Annotated in this window: 25 protein-coding genes; 11 read left to right on the top strand and 14 right to left on the bottom strand. The window is 66.7% G+C overall.

Annotation, left to right across the window (positions count from 1 at the left end):
* Positions 1-143: 143 nt before the first annotated feature.
* Entirely contained in the window at positions 144-737 is a 594-nt protein-coding gene (locus tag R5H32_RS00405) for a sulfotransferase family 2 domain-containing protein (protein ID WP_318336716.1), read from the top strand.
* Here R5H32_RS00405 and R5H32_RS00410 read toward each other — a convergent pair.
* Positions 734-1,648 (bottom strand): LysR substrate-binding domain-containing protein, encoded by a 915-nt coding sequence (locus tag R5H32_RS00410; RefSeq protein ID WP_318336717.1) that lies wholly within the window; start codon positions 1,646-1,648, stop codon positions 734-736. The genes R5H32_RS00405 and R5H32_RS00410 overlap by 4 nt on opposite strands.
* Before the next feature lie 194 nt (positions 1,649-1,842).
* Between R5H32_RS00410 and betC the strand changes: the two genes are divergently transcribed.
* Positions 1,843-3,366 carry a choline-sulfatase gene (betC, locus tag R5H32_RS00415; RefSeq protein ID WP_318336718.1) on the top strand — a complete coding sequence of 508 codons (1,524 nt, stop codon included), beginning with the start codon at positions 1,843-1,845 and terminating at the stop codon, positions 3,364-3,366.
* A gap of 76 nt (positions 3,367-3,442) precedes the next feature.
* On the top strand, positions 3,443-4,222 hold the full coding sequence (gene xth, locus R5H32_RS00420; protein WP_318336719.1) for an exodeoxyribonuclease III: 780 nt from the start codon (positions 3,443-3,445) through the stop codon (positions 4,220-4,222).
* Between the two features lie 27 nt (positions 4,223-4,249).
* Here the strand turns inward: xth and R5H32_RS00425 are convergent, their stop codons facing one another.
* From R5H32_RS00425 to R5H32_RS00470, 10 genes are all read right to left on the bottom strand, one after another.
* The gene (locus tag R5H32_RS00425; protein WP_264771379.1) at positions 4,250-4,654 is read right to left on the bottom strand and encodes a bacteriohemerythrin; all 405 of its coding nucleotides are present in this window, start codon (positions 4,652-4,654) and stop codon (positions 4,250-4,252) included.
* A gap of 12 nt (positions 4,655-4,666) precedes the next feature.
* Positions 4,667-5,188, bottom strand: coding sequence for a hypothetical protein (locus R5H32_RS00430; RefSeq protein WP_264771380.1), 522 nt, complete (start codon positions 5,186-5,188; stop codon positions 4,667-4,669).
* On the bottom strand, positions 5,185-6,762 hold the full coding sequence (locus R5H32_RS00435) for a cytochrome b N-terminal domain-containing protein (protein ID WP_318336720.1): 1,578 nt from the start codon (positions 6,760-6,762) through the stop codon (positions 5,185-5,187). Before R5H32_RS00435 ends, R5H32_RS00430 begins: the two co-directional genes overlap by 4 nt.
* Positions 6,762-7,577, bottom strand: a complete 816-nt coding sequence (locus R5H32_RS00440; protein ID WP_318336721.1) for an SCO family protein — start codon at positions 7,575-7,577, stop codon at positions 6,762-6,764. Before R5H32_RS00440 ends, R5H32_RS00435 begins: the two co-directional genes overlap by 1 nt.
* Positions 7,565-8,446 carry a heme o synthase gene (cyoE, locus tag R5H32_RS00445; protein ID WP_318336722.1) on the bottom strand — a complete coding sequence of 294 codons (882 nt, stop codon included), beginning with the start codon at positions 8,444-8,446 and terminating at the stop codon, positions 7,565-7,567. Before cyoE ends, R5H32_RS00440 begins: the two co-directional genes overlap by 13 nt.
* A gap of 28 nt (positions 8,447-8,474) precedes the next feature.
* The gene (locus R5H32_RS00450; RefSeq protein ID WP_318336723.1) at positions 8,475-10,205 is read right to left on the bottom strand and encodes a cbb3-type cytochrome c oxidase subunit I; all 1,731 of its coding nucleotides are present in this window, start codon (positions 10,203-10,205) and stop codon (positions 8,475-8,477) included.
* 13 nt (positions 10,206-10,218) lie between these two features.
* Positions 10,219-10,773, bottom strand: coding sequence for a hypothetical protein (locus tag R5H32_RS00455; RefSeq protein ID WP_318336724.1), 555 nt, complete (start codon positions 10,771-10,773; stop codon positions 10,219-10,221).
* Positions 10,774-10,800: 27 nt separating this feature from the next.
* A complete protein-coding gene (locus R5H32_RS00460) occupies positions 10,801-10,983 on the bottom strand; it encodes a hypothetical protein (protein WP_318336725.1) in 183 nt (60 codons plus the stop codon).
* Between the two features lie 475 nt (positions 10,984-11,458).
* A complete protein-coding gene (guaB, locus tag R5H32_RS00465) occupies positions 11,459-12,907 on the bottom strand; it encodes an IMP dehydrogenase (protein ID WP_318336726.1) in 1,449 nt (482 codons plus the stop codon).
* Between the two features lie 100 nt (positions 12,908-13,007).
* Entirely contained in the window at positions 13,008-13,973 is a 966-nt protein-coding gene (locus tag R5H32_RS00470) for a tellurium resistance protein (protein ID WP_318336727.1), read from the bottom strand.
* A 166-nt stretch (positions 13,974-14,139) separates the two neighbouring features.
* Between R5H32_RS00470 and speB the strand changes: the two genes are divergently transcribed.
* From speB to R5H32_RS00510, 8 genes are all read left to right on the top strand, one after another.
* The gene (gene speB, locus R5H32_RS00475; RefSeq protein ID WP_318336728.1) at positions 14,140-15,099 is read left to right on the top strand and encodes an agmatinase; all 960 of its coding nucleotides are present in this window, start codon (positions 14,140-14,142) and stop codon (positions 15,097-15,099) included.
* On the top strand, positions 15,096-15,992 hold the full coding sequence (locus tag R5H32_RS00480; RefSeq protein WP_318336729.1) for a DMT family transporter: 897 nt from the start codon (positions 15,096-15,098) through the stop codon (positions 15,990-15,992). The genes speB and R5H32_RS00480 overlap by 4 nt, the downstream gene beginning before the upstream one ends.
* A gap of 87 nt (positions 15,993-16,079) precedes the next feature.
* Positions 16,080-17,150: a hypothetical protein gene (locus R5H32_RS00485; RefSeq protein ID WP_318336730.1), complete on the top strand. Its 1,071-nt coding sequence runs from the start codon at positions 16,080-16,082 to the stop codon at positions 17,148-17,150.
* A 161-nt stretch (positions 17,151-17,311) separates the two neighbouring features.
* Complete coding sequence (locus R5H32_RS00490) at positions 17,312-18,175, top strand: ATPase (RefSeq protein ID WP_318336731.1); 864 nt, start codon at positions 17,312-17,314, stop codon at positions 18,173-18,175.
* Between the two features lie 36 nt (positions 18,176-18,211).
* Positions 18,212-19,129: a homoserine O-acetyltransferase MetA gene (metA, locus tag R5H32_RS00495; protein ID WP_318336732.1), complete on the top strand. Its 918-nt coding sequence runs from the start codon at positions 18,212-18,214 to the stop codon at positions 19,127-19,129.
* A 64-nt stretch (positions 19,130-19,193) separates the two neighbouring features.
* The gene (gene ppk2, locus R5H32_RS00500; protein ID WP_318336733.1) at positions 19,194-20,090 is read left to right on the top strand and encodes a polyphosphate kinase 2; all 897 of its coding nucleotides are present in this window, start codon (positions 19,194-19,196) and stop codon (positions 20,088-20,090) included.
* Positions 20,083-20,700 (top strand): TetR/AcrR family transcriptional regulator, encoded by a 618-nt coding sequence (locus tag R5H32_RS00505; RefSeq protein WP_318336734.1) that lies wholly within the window; start codon positions 20,083-20,085, stop codon positions 20,698-20,700. Before ppk2 ends, R5H32_RS00505 begins: the two co-directional genes overlap by 8 nt.
* A gap of 55 nt (positions 20,701-20,755) precedes the next feature.
* A complete protein-coding gene (locus R5H32_RS00510; RefSeq protein ID WP_318336735.1) occupies positions 20,756-21,976 on the top strand; it encodes an MFS transporter in 1,221 nt (406 codons plus the stop codon).
* A gap of 98 nt (positions 21,977-22,074) precedes the next feature.
* Here the strand turns inward: R5H32_RS00510 and R5H32_RS00515 are convergent, their stop codons facing one another.
* From R5H32_RS00515 to cysS, 3 genes are read right to left on the bottom strand one after another with little or no spacing between them, the layout of a single operon-like run.
* On the bottom strand, positions 22,075-22,845 hold the full coding sequence (locus tag R5H32_RS00515; RefSeq protein WP_318336736.1) for a squalene/phytoene synthase family protein: 771 nt from the start codon (positions 22,843-22,845) through the stop codon (positions 22,075-22,077).
* Complete coding sequence (cimA, locus tag R5H32_RS00520) at positions 22,842-24,464, bottom strand: citramalate synthase (protein WP_318336737.1); 1,623 nt, start codon at positions 24,462-24,464, stop codon at positions 22,842-22,844. The genes R5H32_RS00515 and cimA overlap by 4 nt, the downstream gene beginning before the upstream one ends.
* Positions 24,461-25,864, bottom strand: coding sequence for a cysteine--tRNA ligase (gene cysS, locus R5H32_RS00525; protein WP_318336738.1), 1,404 nt, complete (start codon positions 25,862-25,864; stop codon positions 24,461-24,463). Before cysS ends, cimA begins: the two co-directional genes overlap by 4 nt.
* Between the last annotated feature and the right edge of the window lie 164 nt (positions 25,865-26,028).

Consider the following 26,028-nt stretch of genomic DNA (forward strand, 5'->3'; position numbering starts at 1 on the left):
GTGTTCTTGTCATGTTCTCATGTTTATGAGATCAAACAGAGAACATTTCAACACGAATTTCATCAAATCGACTTTTTCTTCTTCCGGTAAAGGTTTAGTTAACGGCGCCGTGATTTCTTCACGGCATGGGCACGGGAGGCGTGATGCTTGTTTTCTGGAAGCAACGGCTGGTTTATCTCGCGACGCCGAAAACCGGCAGCACCGCGATCGAGGCGGCGCTCGAATCGCTGGCGAGCGTCGTGATCCAGCGCCCGCCGGAACTCAAGCATACCTCGGCCCATCGCTACTGGCGCTTCCTTGCTCCCTATCTCCAACTCGCCGCGGAAGAGGATTTCCAGGTTGTCGCCGTGATGCGCGAACCGCTCGACTGGCTCGGAAGCTGGTATCGCTACCGCCAGCGCGACAACGGGCCAAGCCCGGAACGCAGTACCGCCGGGATCACCTTCAACGACTTCATCGAAGCCTATCTGAGAGATCCGCAGCCCGAATTCGCGAGGGTTGGGCGTCAGAGCCGGTTCCTCGTCCCCCAGAAGGGTCCAGGCGTCGACAGGATCTTCCGGTACGACGACATGCCGGGTTTCGTCGGCTTCCTCGAGGATCGGCTCGACTGCGAGATCAACCTGCCCCGGCTCATGGTATCCCCTCCCGGTTCGCTTGATCTCGACAGCGAGCTCGAATCGCGCCTGCGCGAGGAGCATCAGCACGACTTCTCGCTCTACAACTCGCTTAAGGGCTAGGTCATCGCCGCGATGATCCAGTCGTACACGGCGCGCGCCTCCTTCGTGGCCCGCTCCGGATCGAGGCCGATCAGGTAGCCCCTATCACTTTCCACCTGCTCCGGAACCGCCAACACCAGCGACCCCGCCTTCAGACGGTCGTCGATGAGTCCATGCCACCCGAGCGCAACCCCAAGACCGGCTTCGGCCGACCGGACCACGAGATCGTAGCTGTTGAACGTCGAGCGTACCGAATCCCGCCGGTGTTGCAGGCCGAACCGCGCGAACCACTCCTTCCAACTCATCCAGGGCGCGCCGGGTGGCGACGCGAGGTCGACAAGCGCCTCTTGCAGCAGATCCGCAAGCCGGATCCGCGACGCCCGTCGCTCCAGATAATCCGGGCTGCAGACCGGCGAGACGCGTTCCTGCATCAGGCAGACCTCCTCGGGCCGTTGCTCGCTCAGCTCGCCCATGCGGATGGAGATATCCGCCGGGGAGGCGTCGGCCGGGACCGGCATTTGCGAGGCGAGGACCGAGATGTTGAGGGCCGCGAACGCCTGCCGAAGCTCGGGCATGCGCGGCAGAAGGCGGAAGGTCGCAAAGGCGAAATCCACCGAGATCATGACCTCGGCCGTCGGTGGCCGGATCCTGAAGGCCGATAGCCCCGCGGCGGCCAGCGCGACACCCGGCGCCACGGCCTGATAGAGATCCTGCCCTCTCCGCGTAAGCTGTATGCCACGCCTGCCGCGTTCGAAGAGCTGAACGCCAAGGCCTTCCTCGAGGCTCTTCATCCGCTGGCTCAGCCGTGGCTGTGTAAGGCCCGCAGCCTCGGCGGCTGCTGAGAACTTCCCGAGGTCGGCCGCCAGGACGAACAGGCACAGGTCCGAGCTGTAGCGGCCGAGCATGGCATAAGCATTATGAAAGTCTGTCATTAGCAGGTATCGCTGTTTTGCGACGCAGGAACGCATATTTTCATATTATGTGCCATTTGAAATATGCGGATCACCGCGAAGACACCCCCGGCACCACGCAGCCGCCGATCCCGATCCGTCGGTGCCAGGCCGTGCAACTGGTCCGGTGTTCATAGTAAGTTGGCGGCGGCGCGCCAGAACCCTAGGAGCAAGACTTGAGCAGCACTTCGCAAGACAAACCGAACATCCTGATCCTGATGGTGGACCAGCTCAACGGCACGCTCTTTCCCGACGGCCCGGCCGAATGGCTGCATGCGCCGAACCTAAGGCGCCTTGCCGCGCGTTCGGTGCGGTTCCAGAACGCCTACACCGCCTCGCCGCTCTGCGCGCCGGGCCGAGCCTCGTTCATGTCGGGGCAGCTTCCCTCGCGTACCCAAGTCTACGACAACGCGGCCGAGTTCGCCTCAGACATCCCGACCTTTGCCCATCACTTGCGCCGCGCGGGCTACCAAACCTGCCTTTCGGGCAAGATGCATTTCGTCGGCCCCGACCAGCTCCACGGCTTCGAGGAGCGGCTAACGACCGACATCTACCCCGCCGACTTCGGCTGGACGCCGGATTACCGCAAGCCCGGCGAGCGGATCGACTGGTGGTATCACAACATGGGCTCTGTCACCGGAGCGGGCGTGGCCGAGATCTCCAACCAGATGGAATACGATGACGAGGTCGCCTACAACGCGACGCGCAAGGTCTATGACCTCGCGCGGGGCCTCGATGACCGGCCGTGGTGCCTGACCGTCAGCTTCACCCACCCGCACGATCCTTACGTCGCGCGGAAGAAGTACTGGGATCTTTACGAGGACTGCGAGCACCTCCAGCCCGAGATCCCGGCGATGGACTACGCCAACCACGACCCCCACGCGCAGCGGATCTTCGACGCCAACGACTGGCGCAACTTCAACATCACGGAGGAAGACATCCGCCGTTCCCGCCGCGCCTATTTCGCCAATATCTCCTACATCGACGACAAGATCGGCGGCATCCTCGAGGCGCTGGAGACGACGCGGCAGGAGGCGGTGATCCTCTTCGTCTCCGACCACGGCGACATGCTCGGAGAGCGCGGGCTCTGGTTCAAGATGAACTTCTACGAAGGCTCGTCGCGGGTGCCTCTGATGATCGCCGCGCCGGGGCTCGCGCCCCAACGCATCGACACGGCCGTCTCGACCCTCGACGTGACGCCGACGCTGTGCGACCTCGCCGGGGTCTCGCTGGACGAGGTCATGCCCTGGACCGACGGGATGAGCCTCGTTCCGACCGCGACGGGCACCGAGCGCACCGCGCCGGTGATGATGGAATACGCCGCCGAAGCCTCCTACGCGCCTCTGGTGTCGCTCCGCGAGGGGCGCTGGAAGTACAACCGCTGCGCGCTCGACCCCGACCAGCTCTTCGACCTCGAGGCCGATCCGCACGAGCTGACGAACCTCGCCGGCGACCCGGCCCATGCCGACACGCTCGCGGCGCTGAAGGCAAAGTCCGAGGCGCGCTGGGATCTCGCCCGGTTCGACGCCGAGGTGCGGCAGAGCCAGGCGCGGCGCTGGGTGGTCTACGAGGCGCTCCGGAACGGCGACTACTTCCCCTGGGACTACCAGCCGCTGCAGAAGGCCTCGGAGCGCTACATGCGCAACCACATGGACCTCAACGTGCTGGAAGAATCGAAACGCTTCCCGCGCGGCGAGTGACGCCGCCGCGCCATCGGGTTGCGGCGCGGGTGAAAGCCGTGGATGATCGCCCCCGGAACCGCATCCGGGGGCAGGAATGAAGATCGCGACCTTCAACATCAACGGCATCAAGGCGCGGGCGGAGGCCCTGCCCGCCTGGCTCGATGAGGCGTCGCCCGACATCGTGCTCCTGCAGGAGATCAAGTCGGTCGACGAGGCGTTCCCGCGCGAGCTTTTCGAGGATCGAGGATATTTCGTCGAGACCCACGGCCAGAAGAGCTTCAACGGTGTGGCAATCCTGTCGAAGATGCCTCTGGAGGACGTGACGCGCGGCCTGCCCGGCGACGATGCGGACGAGCAGGCGCGCTGGATCGAGGCGACGGTGGTCGGCAAGACGGCGGTGCGGCTCTGCGGGCTCTACCTGCCGAACGGCAACCCCGCGCCGGGGCCGAAATACGATTACAAGCTCGCCTGGATGGCGCGGATGAAGGAACGTGCTGCCGAGCTTCTGGCCGAGGAGATGCCGGTGGTCATGGCGGGCGACTACAACATCATTCCCCAATCCGAGGATGCCGCGAAGCCCGCGGCCTGGGTCGAGGACGCGCTCTTCCTGCCCGATAGCCGCGCCGCGTTCCGGCGGATCCTCAATCTCGGCTATACCGAGGCGTTCCGCACCCGCGAGCCGCGGCCCGGGCATTACTCGTTCTGGGACTACCAGGCCGGCGCCTGGGCGAAGAACAACGGCATCCGCATCGATCACCTCTTGCTCAGCCCGCAGGCCGCCGACCTTCTCAACGACGCCGGGATCGACAAGGCGGTGCGCGGCGGCGACAAACCCTCCGACCACGTTCCGGTCTGGATAGAACTCGACGCCTGAGCCGCCACACGGCGCACGGAGCGACCGTCAGTGATCGTGTGGTCCGAGCTTTCGGTGCAGCCGTGCGTCGTGGGTCCGGAAATGCTCGACGAACCAGGCTTCGAGCGCCGCGGTCAGCCGCTCCGCCGCCGCCTCGGCATCGTCATGCGCGTCATCCATGATGTCGCGCAGCGCGTCGAGCAGGCGCTCATGATCGGCCTTGTGCGGCGGGTACTGGTCGTATTCGGCGCGCCGCATCTGCTTTTCCTCATGCGCGAAATGCGCCGATATCGCCCGGAAGAGATCGCCGAAACTGCGGTCGATATCGGCGCCGGGCCGGCCGTCGAGGATCGCCGCGGCGGCGCTGTTGACCAGCTCCACCAGTTCCTGGTGCTCGTGGTCGACCGCCGGGTCGCCGACGCTGTATTCCGGTTTCCATGCGATCGGGGCCATCGCGCCCTCCCCTCAGTGCAGGTAGAACCGGCCGGTTGTCGCGTCGAAGTCGATCGCGACGCTTTCGGCCGGCGCCACCACGATATCGAAGGCCGCCTCCTGGGTGAAGCCCGCGACCGCCGGGTCGTCGCGCATCCGGACCGCGACGCGGTAGCTGCCGGCGGGTACGAGCAGGCGGTGATAGACCCGCGACGGTCCCGAACCCGAGATCCCACTCGGCGGCAGGTCGGCGGCGAAGGCCGGTTCTCCGTCGAGATCGAGCTCGACCCGCACCGGCGCCCGGCGACGCTCGCAGACCTGCGGCGTGCGCATGTTGGCCGGAAGCTTGGCCAGTTCCTCGGCGGTGCGGTCGCGGCAATCGCGCACGCCGCTGTGGGCGAAACTCAGCCGCATGAGGGCCATATCCCCGGGCACGCTCTGCCACATGGGCCGCGCCGACAGCATGGCGACACCAAGAAAGAGCGCTAGGGTCAGCGCCCCGCCCAGTGCGAGATGCGGCCAGCGCCGGCCCCAGTCGATGCCCGGCCCGCTCATGTCGCGCTCCCTGCCCGTTTTGCGGCGCCGTTCGCCCCGGCGGACTCGGTTTCCTGGAGCGGCCGGACATTCTCGTAAGGCGGCATCGCCGCGAGCCGCTCCGAAAAGCCTTTCAGCTCGGCGGCGAGCCGCGTCGTCTCGCTCGGCCCGGCCCAGACCGTGAGGATCCGCTCGCGCGGCACGCGCCGGCGGAGTTGCGGATCGCGGGTGCGGGCGAAGCGGTCACGGGTCCAGGCCCCGCCGACCCGGTTGTAGCAGTCGCGCTCGGCACAGCCGGCGACAGCGACGCCGTCGGCAAGGCCGCGGCTGATGATGAAATCCAGAAGCGAGGGCGGCGCCATCGCGACGCAAGGCAGGACGACGCGGCCCGGCGCCGCCTCTCGCCCCGCGGCATGGGCGCAGGAGAGCGTCATCACCCGCCCCGGCCCGGTCAGTCCGCGCGCCGCCGCGATCACCTCGGCGCGAAGCTCGGCCAGCGGCCGTCCGGGCAGATCGATCCCGGTGATCAGATCGCCCGAACGGCGGAACGGCGAGGAAGACGGACAGGCGCCCATGCAGATGCCGCAGGCGACGCAGCGGTCGGCATTGACCTCGACCTCGTGGCTGAAGGGCAGCCCGTCCGTGCGCGGCACCAGCGTGATCGCGGCATAGGGGCAGTCCTCGACACAGCGCGTGCAGCCGTTGCAGAACTCGAGGAACACTTCGGCGGCGGCGGCCTCAGGGCGCGGTGGCAGCCAGGGCAGGCCGAAGAGAAGCAGGGTGAAGAGCGCGGTCCCGGCCCAGATCACGCCGGGCGGCACGCTCTCGATCACCGGGTAGAGCGACAGGAGGAACCAGTCGAGCCCGACCGCTTGCGGCACCTTCGCCAGGTCGGCGGGCCCGTCGAGATTGGCCGGCAGCGCGAGCGAGGCCGCGATAATCGCGACCACCGTGATGAGACCAAGCCCGCGCGGCGGGTTGGTGCGCGCCTCGGTGATGCGCTGGATGTGGATCCACATCAGGAGAAGCAGGAGCAAAGGGATCGCGATGTGGAGGAACACCATCAGCGTGAAGAACCGGTCCGAGAGCGTATCCGGCGCGAGGAAGTTGCGCGCGATCGGTTCGGCGAAGATGCCGAGACTGTCGAGAAGTTCGGTCGTGGTCAGCGCGACGTAGTGCGCCAGTTCGTCCCAGACCAGCCAGTAGCCGGTGATGCCGGAGAGATAGACGAACCAGATGATCGGCACGCCGGTGATCCAGGAGAACCAGCGCCGCCCCCGGTAGCGGTCCATCGCCCATTCCCGCACGAGGTGGGTGAACATCACCAGCACCATCAGGTCCGAGGCGTAGCGGTGCAGGCTCCGGGCGAGCCCGGCATGCCACCAGTGGTCGCGGCTCAGCCATTCGACCGAGCCATAGGCCGCGGTGACGCCAGTGTCGAAGAAGATGAAGAGGTAGATCCCGGTCCCCGCCACCAGCCAGAACAGGAGCCAGCCGAGCGGGCCGAGCTGGGCGAGGGGGTTCCAGTCCGGCCCGAACAGCCGGTCGAGCCCGCGTTCGACCCGGTCGAATCCGCGCCTCAGGATGTCCCGCATCAGGTCGCCCCGCGCCCGGACTGTCTCAGCGCCCGACGGCGTTCGAGCCAGAGCCGGAAGATCACGATCCCGGTCAGCACCAGCGAGAGCGCCCCGAAAAAGATGCCGAAGAAGATGCCGTAGTCGAAACGGTAGGCGCCTGTCAGCGGGTTGTAGACCGTGCAGAGGAACGAGATCCGGTCCCAGAGCCCCTCGGCCGTGATCGCCGTCGTCCTGATGCCGAGCACGAGTTCCTTCAGGGGTTCAAGGAGCACCGGCAGCGGGAAGGCCTCGCCGTAGATTTGCCGGTAGACCCGGCCCTCGGCATCGAGGAGGCTCGTCTGGGTCACATGCTCGAACCCGCCCGCCCCGGCGCGGAAGGAAAATCCGAGTTCCGTGAGCAGGGCCTCGGTCGTCGCCGGGTCGGCGCTGGCGATCCGCCAGTTTGCCACTTCGACCAGCCGGTGGGTGCCGGCAAAACCCGCGAGCTGCGCCGGCCGGTCTCCGCTGGCGTCGAAGCCGAAGGTGAGGATGTTGAAGGCGTCGGTGCCGAGCGCCTGCTGCGCCTTGAGGACGGACTCGCGTAGGTGGTCGGCGGTGATCGGGCAGACCGTGGCGCAGCTGGTGAAGATCAGCGAGACGAGGAGCGGCTTGCCGCGCAGCTCCGCGAGCGTGAGCGTACGGCCGCGATGATCGGTCAGGACGTGGTCACCCGTGGCGTTGCCGATCGCCGCCTGGCTCGTCTCGTAGGCGATTTCCGCGTCGAGCTTCTCCGCCACGGCGGGCGCCGCCGCGAGACCGGCGAGGATGACTGCCAATGCCCTCAGGAGACCCATCTCGCGACCCCGTCAAGCAGCACGCCGGCCGAGACCAGCGCAAAGTGGAAGAGCGACGCGCGGAAGGTCGCCATCGCGTTACGGCGCTCCGGGCAGCGCAGGAGCCGCCAGCTCGAGCGGAGGAACAACGCTCCGCCGAGGGCGGCGCAGAGACCGTAGAGCGGTCCGAGCCCATAGAGCAGAGGCCCGAACGAGATCAGGACGAGGACCAGGACATGGCTGAAGATCACCGGCCCCCAGACCTCCGGCCCGGTGACGACGGGCAGCATCGGGATGCCCGCGCGCTCGTAATCGGCACCCTTCGCGGCGGCGAGCGCCCAGAAATGCGGCGGTGTCCAGAGAAAGAGCATTGCCGACAGGATGACCGGCACCGGCGCCAGCACCGGACCGAACTCGGGCGCCGCCGCTGCCGCCCCTGCGAGGAGCGCGAAGCTGCCCGCCGCGCCGCCGATCACCACGTTCCAGACGGTGCGGCGCTTGAGCCAGAGCGTGTAGACCACGCCGTAGGTGAAGGCGCCGCAGAAGACGAGGAGAGCGGCGAGCATGCCGCCCACCGACCAGCCCATCACCAGCGAGGCCGCAAGGAGCGCGGTGAAGGTCAGAGGCCAGATCGCGCCCGGCTTCAGCTTCCCGCTGGCGAAGGGCCGCATCGCCGTGCGCGCCATCAGCCGGTCGCTCTCGCGCTCGAAGTAGTGGTTGAAGGCCCCCGCCGCGCCGGAGGCCCCGAGCACGGCGAGGGTGAAGACCAGGGCCTCGATCCAGCCCATTTCGCCGCCGCCCGTGACGATGCCGACCAGGGCGGCGAGGGCCACGAAGGAGCCGATCCGGAGCTTGAGGATCGAGGCGGTCATCGTCAGGGCGGCGGTCATGGGCAGGCTCCGCATCGTATGGAAGGGGTCAACGGAACAGCCAGAGTTCCGACAGGTACTTCCAGTTCACGAAGTAGTAGAGCACGAAGCAGGCGAAGAAGATGCCCACGAGGATGATCGTGCCCGGCAGTTTCAGCGTGCCGTGGCTGCCGTATTCCGCCACCGCCTCGCGGCTCTGGTCATGGAGCGGGAAGCGCATCTTCGCGCCGGGACCCTCGAGCTTCGGCCCGACCAGGATCGAGGCGACGACGACGAGGATGAATATCACCCCGCCGATCGCCGCAAGGATGGCGAAGATCCCGTTGAGCCCCATCATCAGATAGGCCGCCGCCGGATATTCGAACGCATGCGCCGCGTCGGTCAGCGAGATGTCCCAGTGCCGCCGCGCGACGCCGAGCGTGCCCGCCCCCATCATGAAGAGCGAGATCCCGCCCGCTCCGATGCCGAAGAGGAACGGCTGCCACTTCGCCAGCGTCGGCCAGACGATGTCGCGCTGGAAGATCAGCGGCACCACGAGATATGTCATCGCCATGAAGGCGAGCGTCGTGCCGGCGACGACCGTGCCGTGGAAATGGCCCGGAACGTAGATCGTGTTGTGCATCAGCACGTTCAGCTGCTCGGTCCCGAGCACGACGCCCGAGATGCCACCGATGAAGCCGAACATCACGAGCGACAGGAACATGCCGGAGAAGGCCGGGTTGCCCCAGGGCGCCTTGGTCAGCCATTCGAACGCGCCGCGGGTGAAGCCATTGCGGCGCTGCGCCGCCTCGATCGCGCCAGGCACCGTCAGCCCGTGGATCATCGAGCCCATGACCGCGAGATACATCATGTAGGAGGTGTTCACGATCTTCCAGGTCGAGCTCATGCCCGGCTCGGCGAGGAGGTGATGCGCCGAGGCGAGCTGCAGGAATAGGATGTACATCAGGAACGCCGTGCGGCTGACCTTTTCCGACAGCGGCTTGGCGCCGAGCACCATCGCGCCGATCGCGTACCAGATCGCGACATGGGCCGAGACGTTGATCTGCTGGCTCGAATGGCCCATGCCCCACCAGACGACCTTGTACATCAGCGAGTCGATGTTGGAGATCAGCCCGAGCGACCAGAGCCAGGTCGGGATCAGGATCACCGCGCCCGAGGCGAGCGTGAAGACCGCGATGATCCCCGCCGTGATCGCCCCGAAGGTGACGAGCGGCACCGAGCCGTCATAGGTGTTCTCGGCCTTCGCCACGACGAGCGTGCCGAAGAAGACCATCACCGATACGAGTGCCCCCACCGCGAAGACGATCAGCGAGAGGTAGAACCAGTGCGAGGCCTGCATCGGCGGATAGGAGGTGAACATCACCGAGGAATCGCCCCGCAGCACCGCGTAGTTCGCCATCACCGCGCCCGCGACCATCAAGAGGAAGCCGAGCCACGCGAGCCACGGCGTCGCAAGCCGGCTGCCGAGGATCACCGAGGAGGCGAAATAGAGCACCGCGATCTCGAAGAAGATGATCCAGAACAGGAGCACGTTCGCCCCGTGCCCGGTGAGCACGAGATAGAACAGCTCGGCATCGAGAAGCTGCACCGCCGGCCAGCGCGTCAGCGCCACGAGAAGCCCCATCAGCCCGCCGAGCGCGAGGAACAGCACCGCCGCGACGGCGTTGACCTTGATCAGCGTCTCGGCGCTTGAATCGACCTTCAGTCCGGTGAAGCGGCAGACGCGATAACGCGCCCCGGCGCCGGAGACGGGAACCGCACCATGATCAATGCTTGTCATCGTCCTTCCTCCCTCACTCGACGACGCGGATGCGCCCGGTCATCGTGTGATGCCCGACGCCGCAGAATTCGTTGCAGACGATGCCGAAATCGCCGGTCCCGGTCGGCGTCAGCGTCACGACATGCTCGTAGCCCGGATGGACCGAGATGTTGATGTTCGTGGGCTGAAGCGAGAAGCCGTGCTGCCAATCGGCCGAGGACAGGTGGATCCGGTAGCTCTCGCCCTTCTTCAGTTCGAGGATCGGCCAGAACTCCCAGAGCCGGGCGAGGATATAGGCGTCGCCGCCCGCGGGCGGCCGCACCACCGGCACGCCGTTCTCCTCGAGCGGCTGGCCGTCGGCATCCTGCGCCTGGAACTCGGCGGCGAAGGCCTCGACTCTTTCCTGGTAGCGCTCTGGCTTGACCTTGTAGGTCTCGGTCGAGAGGTTCTGCTCGCCGATGAAATGCCAGGCGATCATGAAGAAGAACATGAACAGGCCCCAGAGAAAGGCGATGATGATCCAGCCGAGCTCGATTCCGTGGATCGGTTCCTTCCACCAGAGGCGGTTTGACGGGGGTGTGATGGCCATGGTTGCGCCCTTCCTACAGCGACAGGGTCACTCGAAGACCGGAATCGAGGCGATCTCCATGACGCCCCAGATCGTGTAGAGCACCGCCGGCACGGTGATCCCGAGGAAGAGCAGCAGGAACGGGTTGTCGAGAACCTGCTGCATGAAGGGAACGCGTTCGGGCGGCCCTTCGCCACCCGCCTTGCCCTTGTCGGCCTTTCGATCGGTCATCCTTGCTCCTCCCGCTATCTGCGAAAGGCGTATGTCTGCGATCGAGTACCTCGGAGAGTTCCGAGGCGATGCCCCGATCTCATGCCCTTTCGCCGCTTGGGCGCCTGTCATTCGGAGTCGGCCCCGGCATTCGGGCCGTCGCGCCAGCTTTTCGAGCGCGGGGGTCCGAGTGGGCGGCAGGCTTCGCCGGACAGGCGCATCCTGAGAAAGGATGCTCACACAAATGTGCCTTCCGCGGCTTGACTTATATCAAGGACCAAAGCGATCGGAATCGTGAGGCTGTTTGGCCTCTTTGGGGCCAGACGGCGTGTCCGCGTCCGGCATGGGCTGGAACGGCATGTCCAACGGATGTCCTGGCCGACATGCGAACGGAACGCCGGCTCCGCGAGTTCCGCCGGCTGATCGGAGTCAAATCGTTGAAGTCACGCGGGCGGCGGCCTCTGACAGCCGCCGCTACGGTCGCGGAGAAAAGGGCTTATCCTAGCCGGTAGTTCGGGCTCTCCCGCGTGATCTGAACATCGTGGACGTGGCTCTCCTTGAGCCCGGCCCCCGTGATCCGCACGAAGCGGCAATTCTTGCGCATCTCGGCCACGCTGCGGTTGCCGGTGTAACCCATCGCCGCGCGAAGGCCTCCGACGAGCTGGTGGACGACGGCGGCCGCGGACCCCTTGTAGGGCACCTGGCCTTCGATCCCCTCGGGCACAAGCTTGTCCGACGCCGCATCCTTCTGGAAGTAGCGGTCGGCCGAGCCGCGCGCCATCGCGCCAAGCGAGCCCATGCCGCGATAGCTCTTGAAGCTGCGGCCCTGGTAGAGGATGACCTCGCCGGGGCTCTCGTCGGTGCCGGCGATGGCGGAGCCTACCATCGTGCAGGAGGCGCCCGCCGCGATCGCCTTGGCAAAATCGCCGGAATACTTGATGCCGCCATCGGCGATCACCGGGATCTCCCCGGCCGCGCTGGCCGCATCCATGATCGCCGTGAGCTGCGGCACGCCGACGCCCGCGACGATCCGCGTCGTGCAGATCGAACCCGGCCCGATCCCGACCTTGACCGCATCCGCCCCGGCCGCGATCAGCGCCCGGGTGGCTTCGGCGGTGGCGACGTTGCCCGCCACGACCTGGACCGCGTTCGACAGCGCCTTGATCCGCTCCACCGCCTTCGCAACGCCCTCGCTGTGGCCATGCGCGGTGTCGATCACCACCATGTCGACGCCCGCGTCGATGAGCGCCTGCGACCGCTCGAACCCGGCATCGCCCACGGTCGAGGCCGCAGCCACCCGCAGGCGGCCGAGATCGTCCTTGCAGGCATGGGGATTGAGCACCGCCTTCTCGGTATCCTTGAGCGTGAGGAGCCCGGTCAGCTTGCCCCGCCCGTCCGTGACCAGAAGCTTCTCGATCCGCCGCGATTTCATCAGCCCCTTGGCCTCTTCGAGGTCGGCCGGTTCCTTCAGCACCGCGAGGTTCTCGGCGGTCATCATCACCTTGACGGGCGTGTTGTCGTCGGAGGCGAAGCGCATGTCGCGGTTGGTCACGATGCCCACCACGCGGCCTTCGTCGTCGATGACCGGGAACCCGGTGACGGAGTAACGCTCCTGCAGCATCTTGGCGTCTGCCAGCGTCTGGTCGGGCTTGAGCGTGATCGGGTTGTAGACGACGCCGCTTTCGAACCGCTTCACGCGACTCACCTCGGCCGCCTGTTCCGCGATCCCGAGGTTGCGGTGAATGACGCCGATACCGCCGGCCTGGGCCATCGCGATCGCCATCCGCGCCTCGGTCACCGTGTCCATCGCGGAGGACAGGAGCGGTATGTTCATTCGGATCGACTTGGTCACATAGGTCGAAGTGTCCGCATCGGAGGGCAGAACGCTCGACGCTGCCGGAACAAGCAGCACGTCATCGAAGGTGAGAGCCTCGCGAATCTCCATGGGGAACCTCGTAGGGGAGCTTTCGTTTGGCGCTCCCCTGTTTCATGCGAGGGGGCGGATGGCAAGCCCTAAATCCGCTGGACGAGCATCGCGCGCCCGCTCAGGCCGTCGCTGCGTTGGTCTTTATGGCAAGCTGCCCGCGTGCCCAGAGCCTGAGCATCTGGAACGCGATCGCAGGCACGATCAGCGTGGCCGCGACGAGGAGCACACCGCCCGGCACACGCCAGAACCAGCCGACCACCAGCCATAGATTGGCGGTCGCCGCGAGCGGAAAGGTGAATGCGCCCCAGAGCGGGGAAAAACCCGACTCGGTCAGCCAGAATATCCTGACCGAGAACCACGCGAGCATGAACGCCGCGATCCCCGCGCAGCCGAGCGACACGGCATGAAGCTCCAGCGCCTCGGCCACCAGCCCCAGAAGCGCGACCGGCGACAGGTGGATGGACAGCAGCGGCCGGAGCGGCGAAGGCACCCCGTCCCTGAATATCTGCTCGAGACTTACCAGCCAGATCAGCGCCGCAACGAGCGCCGTAGCAAGGAAGAGCACGAGCGCAAGGACATAGAGTTCGAGCGTTGTCGCGGCGAGCGCGCCGACGATGAAGCCGACGAAGGTGAGATGCCAGACCGGCGTCACCCGGCGCTGCTCGGGCGGACTTGTGACGAACTGGTGCACGAGCAGGGCGACAAGGATCGCGTGTAGCGCGAACCCAGCCATCAGGACGATGTAAGCCGCGACGACGCTGTAGGGCACGAGCGTCATTGACAGGAGATAGCAGCACAGGACCGCCGCGGCGACGCCGGCACGGCCGGGCAGAACGCGAAGTTCCTCGACGATCACGCGCGGGCGCCGCGCGAGCTTGGCGCCGTATCCGAAGAACGAGAACACGAAGAGCAGTGTCGTCGCGCCGAGGATCGCTTCCCCGATCCCGCCGGAAATCGCGAAGCTGTCCGCCGCCCGCCGCCAGCCGAGGCCGAGGCCGAAGAGCCCCATTATCACGGGAAAGACTGCCGGAGGCATGCGCCGGAACAGGCCCGGCGGCGTCGGGGCCGGAGGTTTGAATGCCATGATCTGCCTCTGTCTTTTTCTTTGAAACTGCCGCGTTGGGCAGGAATTTGCGAGCGGAAAGCGCATCGCGTGCATAAATTTCCTGTCAGGCGCGACCGGGATGCCGCTTGTCGTCTATGCGATGCCGCTTGGCCACTCTACTCTGCCCCGGCAAAGGGAGGCGACCATGAGCACACATGGCTATGAAACCGGGCGGCTGAACCTGCCCTTCGTGGGAATCGCAACTTTCGGCAAGAGGCCCCATGTCGCGGACTGGGATGCGATCGACGCCGACGTCGCGATCCTCGGGGCGCCCTTCGATTTCGGCACCCAGTTCCGCGCCGGCGCCCGGTTCGGTCCGCGCGCGGTGCGCGAGGCCTCGACGCTCTTCTCGTTCGGCCATGCCGGTGCCTACGACCATGAGGACGATGCGACCTATCTCGGCCCCGATGTCCGCATCGTCGACCTCGGCGACGCCGACATCGTCCATACCGACACCGAACGGAGCCATGCCAACATCGAGACGGGAGTGCGCGCGATCCTCGAGGCCGGCGCGCTTCCTGTCGTGATCGGCGGTGACCACTCGGTCAACATTCCCTGCATCCGCGCCTTCGACGACCGGGGGCCGATCCACATCCTGCAGATCGACGCCCATCTCGATTTCGTCGATGAGCGCCACGGCGTGCGTCACGGCCACGGCAATCCGATGCGGCGGGCAGCCGAAAAGGACTATGTGACGGGGCTGACCCAGCTCGGTATCCGCAACGTCTCCTCGACGGCGAAGGAGGGCTATGAGGCCGCCCGCGCGATGGGCGCCGACATCCTCTCGGTGCGCCAGGTCCGCAAGCTCGGGGCCGACGGCGTTCTGGCGCGGATCCCCAAGGGTGCACGGCTCTATGTCACCATCGACATCGACGGTTTCTGCCCCTCGATCGCTCCGGGCACCGGCACGCCCTCGCATGGCGGCTTTCTTTATTACGAGGTACTTGAGATTCTGCAGGGCGCGGCGCGGGCGCACGAGATCGTCGGCATCGACCTCGTCGAGGTCGCACCCGATTACGATCCGACCGGCTCGACCGCGATCCTTGCCGCGCAGGTTCTGCTTAACTTCCTCGGCTTCGTCTTCCACGCCCGCGGGCAGGCATGACGGGACTGCCCGCTCCGCTCGCGGCCGCCCTCTGGATGATCGGCTCGATCACCGGCTTCTGCATCCTGGCGGTCTCGGGGCGCGAGATCGCCCCCGCGCTCGACACGTTCGAGATGATGCTCTACCGCTCTGTGATCGGCGTCGCCGTGGTCGTGAGTTTGGCCTTTGCTACCGGCCGGCAGACCGAGATCACCACCCGCCGACTCCATGTCCACGCCCTGCGCAACGTGCTCCACTTCGCCGGGCAGAACCTCTGGCTCTACGCGCTCGCGCTGATCCCGATGGCGCAGCTCTTCGCGCTCGAGTTCTCCTACCCGATCCTCGTCGCGCTCGCCGCGCCGCTCCTTCTCGGGGAGCGGCTGACACGGACGCGGCTCGCCGCCGCGCTGATCGGATTCGCCGGAATCCTGCTCGTCGCACGCCCCTTCGGCGGCGGCCTATCGATCGGCCTCGTGGCGGCGTTGCTCTGCGCGGTCGGCTTCGCGGGATCGGCCATCGTGACCAAACGGCTCACGCATGTGGCGTCGATCACCTGCATCCTCTTCTGGCTCGCGGTGATGCAATCCGCGTTTGCGCTCATCTGCGCCGGCGCAGACGGCGCCATCGCCCTGCCCTCCCGCGCGCTCCTGCCATGGGTTCTCGCGATGGGCCTCGCCGGGCTCGGCGCGCATTTCAGCCTGACCAAGGCGCTCTCGCTCGCGCCCGCCTCCGTCGTGACCCCGATCGACTTTCTGCGCCTGCCGGTGATCGCCGTCATTGGCATGATCTTCTACGCCGAGCCGTTCGATCTCTGGGTTCTCGCGGGCGGCGCGATCATCCTCGCGGCGAACTGGCTGAACATCCGGGAACGGGGCGCGGCAGTGCCGTTACGTCACAAACGCAAGGTAGTTTGACGCGACGTGACGTCATTCATTGACGCCGGGAAGCCGGCGCCCATACCGTCGCCACACAATAACCATACACGTTAGGGATGAGGATCGATGGGACGTGTGATAATGGCGGCGGGCGCCTTTGCCATGGGCGCGACGACCGCTGTCGCGGGGGGACTGGAACGCTCCCCGCAATCAGTGGCAATACTCTTCGAGCAGGGCAATTACGCCGAGTTCTCGATCGGCGGCATCAATCCGGACGTCAGCGGCACCATTCTTGGCGGCGCGCTGTCGAGCGGCGACATGACCACGGGCTATGGCACCTTCTCGTTCGGCTACAAACACGCGCTGAATGACAAGGTCGATCTCGCGATCATCGTCGACGAGCCGATCGGCGTGAACGTGAGCTATCCGGCCAGTGCCAGGCCCTATCCGTTCGCGGGATCGACGGCCGATGTCGATTCGCTCGCGTTTACCGGTCTCCTGCGCTACAAGCTGCCGCAGAACTTCTCGGTCATCGGCGGCGTGCGGACCGAGACCGTCGAGGGCGTCGTGGGGATTCCGCTCTTCTCCTACACGATGACGGCCGACGGCGACCGCCAGTGGGGCTATGTCCTCGGCGTCGCCTGGGAAAAGCCCGAGATCGCGGCCCGCGTCGCGCTGACCTACAATTCGGCGATGACCCATACCCTGACGGCGAACGAGAGCTACTCGCCTGTGCCGACCGAGTTCGACACCGAGATCCCGCAATCGGTGAACCTCGAATTCCAGACCGGGATCGCGACGGACACGCTCCTGTTCGGCTCGGTCCGCTGGGTCGACTGGTCGGTCTTCGATATCACGCCGCCCGCGTTCAACTCGGTCATCGGCGGCTCGATCGCGGATATCAGCGATGACACCGTCTCCTACACGCTCGGCCTTGGCCGGCGGTTCAACGAGACCTGGTCGGGCGCGGTCACGCTCGGCTACGAGCCGTCCACGGGCTCGCTGACCGGCAACCTCGGGCCGACCGACGGCTACCGCAGCATCGGCGTCGCCGCGACCTATACCCGCGGCAACATCAAGGTCACCGGCGGCCTGCGCTATGTCGACATAGGCGGCGCGACCACCCGGAGCATCGGCGCGAACTTCGACGACAACGACGGCATCGGCGCCGGCGTGCGCATTGGCTACAGCTTCTGATACCGGCGCATGCGCCTGACTGACGGCCCCGCCTCCACCCGGCGGGGCCGCTTTCTTTCGCGCCTGCAATGTTGCACCCACTCCACGGGACATGCAGATTTCTCGTGAAAATCCCGCCGCATGCGGTTAGGAGCGGGGACGACACGAGCAGGAAGGCGGCGATGATCTACGAGACGGCACAGGACTGGCGCGCGGCGGACCGCAAGCGCGTGTTGCTCTTCGGCATGTCGGGGCTGGGCAAGACCCATGTCTCGAACCTGCTCAGGGAGAGCGGCGACTGGTTCCACTACTCCATCGACTACCGCATCGGCACCCGCTACATGGGCGAGCACATCGCCGACAATTTCAAGCGCGAGGCGATGCGCGTGCCGCTTCTGCGCGAGCTGCTGATGACGGACAGCGTCCACATCACCTCGAACATCACCTTCAACAACCTCTCGCCGCTCTCGACCTATCTCGGCAAACCGGGCGATCCGGCCAAGGGTGGCCTGCCCTTCGCCGAATACATGCGCCGCCAGGACCAGCACCGCCGCGCCGAGATCTCGGCGCTGCTCGACACCCCCCATTTCATCGACCGCGCGCGGGAGCTTTACGGCTATTGCCACTTCGTCTGCGATTCCGGCGGCTCGATCTGCGAGGTGGTGGACCCGGACGACCTTTCCGATCCGGTGCTCACTGCGCTCTCGGGGGCCGCGCTCATGGTCTGGATCAAGGGGTCCGACGCGCATACCGAAGAACTGATCCGCCGCTTCGACCGCGCGCCGAAGCCGATGTATTACCAACCCGACTTCCTTCGCACCGCCTGGTCCGACTACCTGGCCGAGACCGGCGTCGCCGAGGACAAGGTCAACCCCGATGCCTTCGTGCGCTGGACCTATGCCCGCGCGCTCGCCCATCGCCAGCCGATCTACGCGGCGATGGCGAAGAACTGGGGCGTGAGCGTCACCGCCGAGGAGGTGGCCACGGTCCGCACCCCCGCCGATTTCGAGAACCTCGTCGCCCGCGCCCTTGAGGCACGGGGCTGAACCGACTATCTCGGCCGTTCCACAGGAGATTTACGGATGCCCATCACCCTGCCCGCGACGCTTCCCGCCTTTGAGGTTCTCTCGAAGGAAGGCGTCATGGTGATGACGCCCGACCGCGCCGCGCATCAGGACATCCGGCCGATCCGCATCGGGCTCCTGAACCTGATGCCGAAGAAGATCCAGACCGAGAACCAGTTCGCCCGGCTGATCGGCGCGACGCCGCTGCAGATCGACTTCCAGTTGATCCGCATGAGCGAGCACCAGACGAAGAACACCGCCGCCGAGCACATGGAGGCCTTCTACCGCCCCTTCGAGGCTGTGAGGAACGAGAAATTCGACGGGCTGATCATCACCGGCGCGCCGATCGAGCATCTGGCGTTCGAGGAGGTCACCTACTGGGACGAGCTCCGCGAGGTCTTCGACTGGACCCAGACCCATGTCCACTCCACCTTCGGCGTCTGCTGGGGCGGGATGGCGATGGCCTATCATTTCCACGGCGTGAAGAAGCACATCCTCGACCACAAGGCCTTCGGCTGCTTCCGCCACCAGAACCGCGCTCCGGCGTCGCCTTACCTTCGCGGCTTCTCGGACGATTTCGTCATCCCGGTCAGCCGCTGGACCGAGATGCGTCAGGATGAGGTCGACCGGGCCGAAGGCCTGAAGACGCTCCTTGGAAGTGACGAGGTCGGGCCCTGCCTGATCGAGGACGTCTGCCACCGCGCGCTCTACATCTTCAACCACTTCGAATACGACTCCGGCACGCTGAAGGAGGAGTACGACCGCGACGTGGCCAACGGCACGCCGATCAACGTGCCGATGAACTACTACCCGGACGACGACCCGGCCCGGCAGCCGTTGAACCGCTGGCGCAGCCACGCGCATCTCCTTTACGGCAACTGGATCAACGAGATCTACCAGTCGACGCCGTTCGATCTCGCCGCGATCGGCGGCTGATCCCGCCGCCGTTGCGAAGGCCGCGGCAATGGCGATACTGGAAGCAGGAGAAGAGGAGGCCAGGTTGGGCAAGAAGACGCACGAGTCGGCGCAAGAGATCCCCTTCGTCGGCGACATCACCCGTTACCTCGAGACCGAGGCGCCGGCCGAGATCCGAGAGGCAATCCGCGCCGGCGACAAGGACGACATCCTGTCGGGCACCTATCCCTACGACCGCGAGATGAAGGGCAAGGACTACGCCCGCCACATGGAGGCGCTGCAGGTGGAGCTGGTGAAGATGCTCCACGACCTGCGCGAGACCGGCAAGCGGCTTTGCGTCCTATTCGAGGGGCGCGATGCCGCCGGCAAGGGCGGCACGATCGAGCGGATGCGCGAGAACCTAAACCCGCGCTCGGCCTATATCGTCGCGCTGCCGAAACCGACCGAGCGCGAGGCGACCCAGTGGTATTTCCAGCGCTATGTCGACTGGCTGCCGGCGGCGGGCGAAATCGCGCTCTTCGACCGCTCGTGGTACAACCGCGGCGTCGTGGAGCATGTCTTCGGTTTCTGCACACCGGATCAGCGCAAACTCTTCTTCCGGCAACTGCCGGAATACGAGCAGATGCTTGTGGACGAGGGGATCGTGCTCGTGAAGCTCTGGCTCAATGTCGGCCGGGCCGAGCAGCTTCGGCGTTTCCTCAAGCGCGAAAAGGATCCCCTGAAGCAGTGGAAGCTCTCCTGGATCGACGTCGAGGGCCTGAAGAAATGGGACGACTATACCGCGGCGATCCGCGAGACGCTCGACCGCTCCCATACCAAACACGCCCCCTGGACCGTCATTCGCGCCGACGACAAGGCGCGGGCGCGGATAGCGGCGATCCAGACCGTTCTTGGTCAAGTCGACTATGCCGGGCGCGACCGCAAGGCAATTGGTAAGGTCGACGCGAAGATCTGCGGTGGACCCGGGATCCTGCATGGCTAAGCAGGGCTACCACCACGGCGACCTCCGGCGGGCGCTCGTCGAGGCGGCATTGACGCTGATCGAGAAACAGGGTCCTCAGGGCTTCACGCTCTCGGACGCGGCGAAGTCGGCCGGCGTGACCCCGGCCGCGGTCTATCGCCACTTCGCGGGCCGCGACGACCTCATCGCCGAATGCGCCCGCCAGGGGTTCGAGATCTTCGCCGACCTGATGGACCATGCCTACAACCAGGGCCGGCCAACGGCGCTTTCCGCCTTCGAGGCGACAGGACGCGCCTATCTCGCCTTCGCGCGCAAGTTCCCCGGCCACTACATGGCGATGTTCGAGAGCGGCATCTCGCTCAACGCCAATCCCGAGCTTGCGCGGGCGGCCGAACGCGCGCGGCTGGTCTTTTCCCGCGCCGCCGAGGCCTTGTCGCAGCATATCCCGGCCGACAAGCGCCCGCCCGCCTCGATGTTCTCGGCCCATATCTGGGCAATGAGCCACGGCGTCGTCGAGCTTTACACCCGAGGCGCCCCGGGCGCCCGCGCCCCCTTCCCGCCCGAGGAGTTGCTCGAGACCGGGATCGGCATCTACCTGCGCGGCCTCGGGCTGGTGCCGCCCGACGCATGAAACCTGTGGTGTTTTGCCGCTTGCGCGCCCCCCGCGCGCCCGACTAGGCAGGCGCATGGACGTCATAGCCCCCCTTCCCGACTATTCCCACCGCGCCCGCCGCAATGTCGCGGTGCTGATCCTCGCGCAGGCGATCCTTGGCGCGCAGATGCCGATGATCTTCATCGTGGGCGGGCTGGCCGGGCAGATGCTCGCACCCAATCCCTGCTGGGCTACGCTGCCGATCTCGATGATCGTGCTCGGCTCGATGCTGACCGCGACGCCGATGTCGGCGCTGATGGCGCGGTTCGGACGCAGGGCGGGGTTCTGGCTCGGCACGGCGGGCGGCGGCGCGGGGGCGGCGGTCGGCGCGCTCGGGCTCCTCTGGGGCTCGTTCCCGGTCTTCCTGATCGGTGCGCTCCTGACCGGAGTCTATATGTCGGCCCAGGGCTTCTACCGCTTCGCCGCCGCCGATACCGGGCCGGATTCGTTCCGGCCCAAGGCGATCTCCTGGGTCATGGCGGGGGGGCTCGCCTCGGCGCTGATCGGCCCGCAACTGGTCAAGGTCACGGCGGACGCCATGCCGGTGGCTTTCCTCGGCACCTATCTTGCGGCGGTGGCCGTTAACCTCGTCGGCGCCGGGCTCTTCCTGTTTCTCGACATTCCGACCGTCCCTCGGCGCCGGGACGGCGTGATCGCCGGGCGCAGCCGGGCCGCGCTGCTCCGCGATCCGACGATCCGGGTCGCGATCGTCTGCGCGACGGTGAGCTATGCGCTGATGAACCTCGTCATGACCTCGACGCCACTCGCGGTCGTCGGCTGCGGCTACGACAAGGGGAACGCCGCCGACATCGTCTCGGCCCATGTCCTGGCGATGTTCGTACCCTCGTTCTTCACCGGCCACCTGATCGTGCGGTTCGGCGCGCCGCGGATCGTCGGGCTCGGCCTCGTGATCCTCGCAGGAGCTGGCGCCGTTGCGATGTCGGGCGTGGAGCTTGAGCAGTTCTTCGCGGCCCTCGTCCTGCTTGGGATCGGCTGGAACTTCGGCTTCATCGGTGCGACGGCGCTTCTCGCATCGGCCCACACGCCGGAGGAACGCGGCCGGATCCAGGGGATCAACGACCTTGTGGTCTTTGGCGGGGTGACGCTCGCCTCGCTCACGTCCGGAACGCTGATGAACTGCTCGGGCGGCAGCACGGTTGCCGGATGGCAGGCGGTCAACCTCGCGATGCTACCGTTCCTGGTGCTGGCCGGGGCATCGCTGATCTGGCTGGTGATGCGCCCGCGGGAGGGATGAGCGCCGGGGGCGCTGCCCGTCGTCCATTGGTTCTCGAACCAATGGCGCCCCAATGGACGACGCCCTTGATATTTCCGGGCAAGATGAAGGGGAAGCGGTCAGTACCGGCCGGTGAACGCGCAGGCGAGGAGCGCCCAGTTCCGGGCGAAACCGGACAGGGCGAGCGTTCCGGCGGCGATGCGCCGCGGTTCGCGTTCAGCCAGAGACAGGAGCCGCTCGGCGCTCGCGCCGGGCCAGAGAGCGGGGCGAGCGGCGCGGGGGACGCCAGACTTTCGGGCGCGGGTGATGCGGGCGCGGCCTTCGGCGGCGAGGCTTGCCAGCGCTTCTGGCCGGCCATCGACGAAGGGGACACGGCCGCGCGCCTCGAGCTCCGGTGCGGCGCGAAGGTAGGCGGCCAGACCGGCCCCCCAGGCAAAATCTCGGATCGCCGTTTCGCAAGCCGGCGTCGCACCGAGCGCGCGGGCGGCGGCCCACATCAGGTTGCCGGAGGTCGCGTCGAGATAGGTGTCGAAGGCGGCGCGATCCTCGAACGGCTCTCGCCAGCAGTCCCAGCGCCGCGCCTCGGCGACACTTTGCAGGACGGGGGCGATCCCGGGATCGGTGGCGAGGAGCGGCGCCAACGCCTCGGTCACCGGGTGGCCGCGCCGGTCCGCGCCCTCCGCCAGTTCGCCGATCGTGTCGATCCACCATTGCAGCCGCATCTCCGCCACCATCGGCTCGGAGGCGGCCCAAGGCGCCCGCGCGATCTCAAGGTTTACGGCGTAGAGCGGCCAGAGCCGGTCCCGTACCGCCACCGGCGCGGCCATGGTCGCGGCGAAGCGGTCGGGGTCGCCCGCCTCTACCAACTGGGCACAGGCCATGAGGCTCACGCCGCGACCGCCCCGTCGCGCACGAGCTTCCAGGTGATCGCGTCGAGAAGCGCCTCGAAGCTCGCGTCGACGATGTTGGGGCTGACGCCCACCGTCGACCAGCGGTGCCCGGCGCCATCCTCGCTGTCGATGATGACGCGGGTGACCGCCTCGGTCCCGCCTTGAGTGATGCGGACCTTGAAGTCTACCAGCTTCATGTCGTCGATATTCGCCTGATAGGGCCCGAGATCCTTGGCGAGCGCCTTCGCAAGCGCATTGACAGGGCCGCGGTCGGCGCCGGTCTCGTCCATCGATTCCGAGACCGATAGCATCTTCTCGCCGCCGATCTTAACCACGACGACCGCCTCCGAGAGCGTCACCATCCGGTCGCGCTTGTTCTTCCGCCGCTCAACGGTCACGCGGTAGCGCTTGACCTCGAAATAGTCCGGCAACAGCCCGAGCTCGCGCCGGGCGAGAAGCTCGAAGGAGGCCTGCGCGCCGTCATAGGCATAGCCCTGGTCCTCGCGCGTCTTGATCACCTCGAGGATGCGGGCAAGGACGGGGTCCTTCGACGCGACCTCGATTCCGGCGGCGGCGAGGCGCGCGCGCAGGTTCGACTGGCCGGCCTGGTTCGACATCGGGATCACGCGTTCGTTGCCGACGAGCGCGGGGTCGATGTGCTCGTATGTCGCCGGGTCCTTGAGGATCGCCGAGGCGTGGAGCCCCGCCTTGTGCGCGAAGGCGGAGGCGCCGACATAGGCCGCACTCCGCAGCGGCACCCGGTTCAGGATGTCGTCGAGCATCCGGCTCGCGCGGGTGAGGCTTTTCAACGCATCGCGCGTGACGCCGGTCTCGTAGCGGCTGGCATAGGGCTCCTTCAGGAGCAGCGTCGGGATCAGCGCGGTCAGGTTGGCGTTGCCGCAGCGCTCGCCGAGACCGTTCAGCGTGCCCTGGATCTGCCGCGCCCCGGCATCGACCGCGGCAAGGCTGGCCGCGACCGCGTTCTCGGTGTCGTTATGGGTGTGGATGCCGAGCCGCTCGCCGGGGATTCCGGCCGCGATGACCTCGGCGGTGATGCGGCCGACTTCGGCCGGCAGCGTGCCGCCATTGGTGTCGCAGAGCACGATCCAGCGGGCGCCGGCCTTGTGGGCCGCCCTCAGGCAATCGAGCGCGTAGCCGGGATTGGCCTTGAAGCCGTCGAAGAAATGCTCGGCATCGAAGAGCGTCTCGCGGCCTTGCGCGACGCAATGCGCGATCGAGGCGCCGATACTGTCGAGGTTTTCCTCGAGCGTCACCCCGAGCGCGGTCGTGACGTGGAAGTCATGGGTCTTGCCGACAAGGCAGACGGCGGGGGTGCCGGCGTTCAGGACCGCGGCGAGGACGTCGTCATTCGCGGCCGAGCGCCCTGCCCGCTTGGTCATGCCGAAGGCGGTGAAGGTGGCGCGGGTCGCGGGACGGTTCTCGAAGAACTCGCTGTCGGTCGGGTTCGCGCCGGGCCAGCCGCCCTCGATATGGTCGATGCCCATCGAGTCGAGCGCCGCCGCGATCTGCACCTTCTCGGGCACCGAGAACTGCACGCCCTGGGTCTGCTGGCCATCGCGGAGCGTCGTGTCGTAGAGGTAGAGGCGTTCGCGGGTCATCTGAGCGCCTCTAGCTTTGCAGGGTCGAAGTCCGGCGCGAGCTCCCATTCGGCCCCCTGCGGCGTGTCCTTGACGATCACACCCGCCGCCGCAAACCCGTCGCGAAGCGCGTCGGCGCGCGCGAAATCCTTGGCCTTCCGGGCATTGGCACGCGCTGCGAGAAGTTCGTCGATGAGGGCCGCGGCGGCTGTGTTCGCCTCCCGGACCTTGGCCCAGCCGCCCAATGCGTCATCAAGAAGCCCTAATAGCGCCGCAGACGCCTTCAACCTCGCCGTGTCGCCAGCCCCGGCGAGCGCATGAAGCTCGGCGATCGCGCCCGCCGTGTTGAGGTCATCGGCGAGCGCGGCGATGACGGAGGGCGCGGGGCTCGGCGCGGGCTCGATGCCCGCGACGAGACCACGCCACTTCCTGAGCGTCGCCTCGGCCTGGCGCGCCTTCTCCTCGGTCCAGTCCATCGGCTTGGTGTAATGCGTGCCGAGATAGACGAAGCGGATCACCTCGCCGGGATGGCCCTGATCGAAAAGATCCCGCACCGTGAAGAAGTTGCCGAGCGATTTCGACATCTTCTTGCCCTCGACCTGCAGCATCTCGTTGTGCATCCAGACCTTCGCGAAACCGCCCTTCGGATGGGCGCACATCGACTGGGCGATCTCGTTCTCGTGGTGCGGGAACTGGAGGTCGATTCCGCCGCCGTGGATGTCGAAGGTCTCGCCCAGAAGCTCCTGGCTCATCGCCGAGCATTCAATGTGCCAGCCGGGGCGGCCCCGGCCCCAGGGGCTGTCCCAGCCCGGCAGTTCGTCGCTCGACGGCTTCCAGAGCACGAAGTCCATCGGGTCTTCCTTGAACGGCGCCACCTCGACGCGGGCGCCCGCGATCATGTCGTCGACCGAGCGGCCCGAGAGCTGGCCGTAGTCCCTGTAGGACCGCACCCGGAAGAGCACGTGGCCCTCCTTTGCATAGGCGTGGCCCTTGTCGATCAGGTCCTCGATCATCGCGATCATCGCGCCGATCCACTCGGTCGCGCGCGGCTCGCGGTCCGGCCGAAGCGCACCGAGCGCGTCCATGTCGGCGTGGTACCAGCCGATGGTCTCGTCGGTGAGCGTGCGGATGATCGCCTCGAGCGGGCGCGCATCGCCCGCCGCCTTCATCTCGGCCGCGCGCGCGTTGATCTTGTCGTCGACGTCGGTGAAGTTGCGGACATAGGCGACATGCTCGGCCCCGTAGACATGGCGCAAAAGCCGGTAGAGCACGTCGAAGACGATCACGGGCCGGGCGTTGCCGATATGGGCGCGGTCATAGACCGTGGGCCCGCAGACATACATCCGCACGTTGGCCGGGTCGATGGGCTCGAAGACCTCTTTCCTGCGGGTCTTCGTATTGGTGAGACGGATCGTCGTCATGCCTTGTCCTCGCGCACGCATCCCGGCGGCGGGCATAACAGTCTATCGGTTCGATGAAAACAGAAGAACAGCCCGCCTGACGATGTCAGCCGGTAATGCAGATGATGCAGATGTTGCTGTTCGGTTTCATGGCCTTGTCATAACCAATCTTCTGTCGCAGGCCA

Origin of the sequence: Defluviimonas sp. D31 (assembly GCF_033436765.1) — a bacterium.
Lineage (GTDB): Bacteria > Pseudomonadota > Alphaproteobacteria > Rhodobacterales > Rhodobacteraceae > Albidovulum.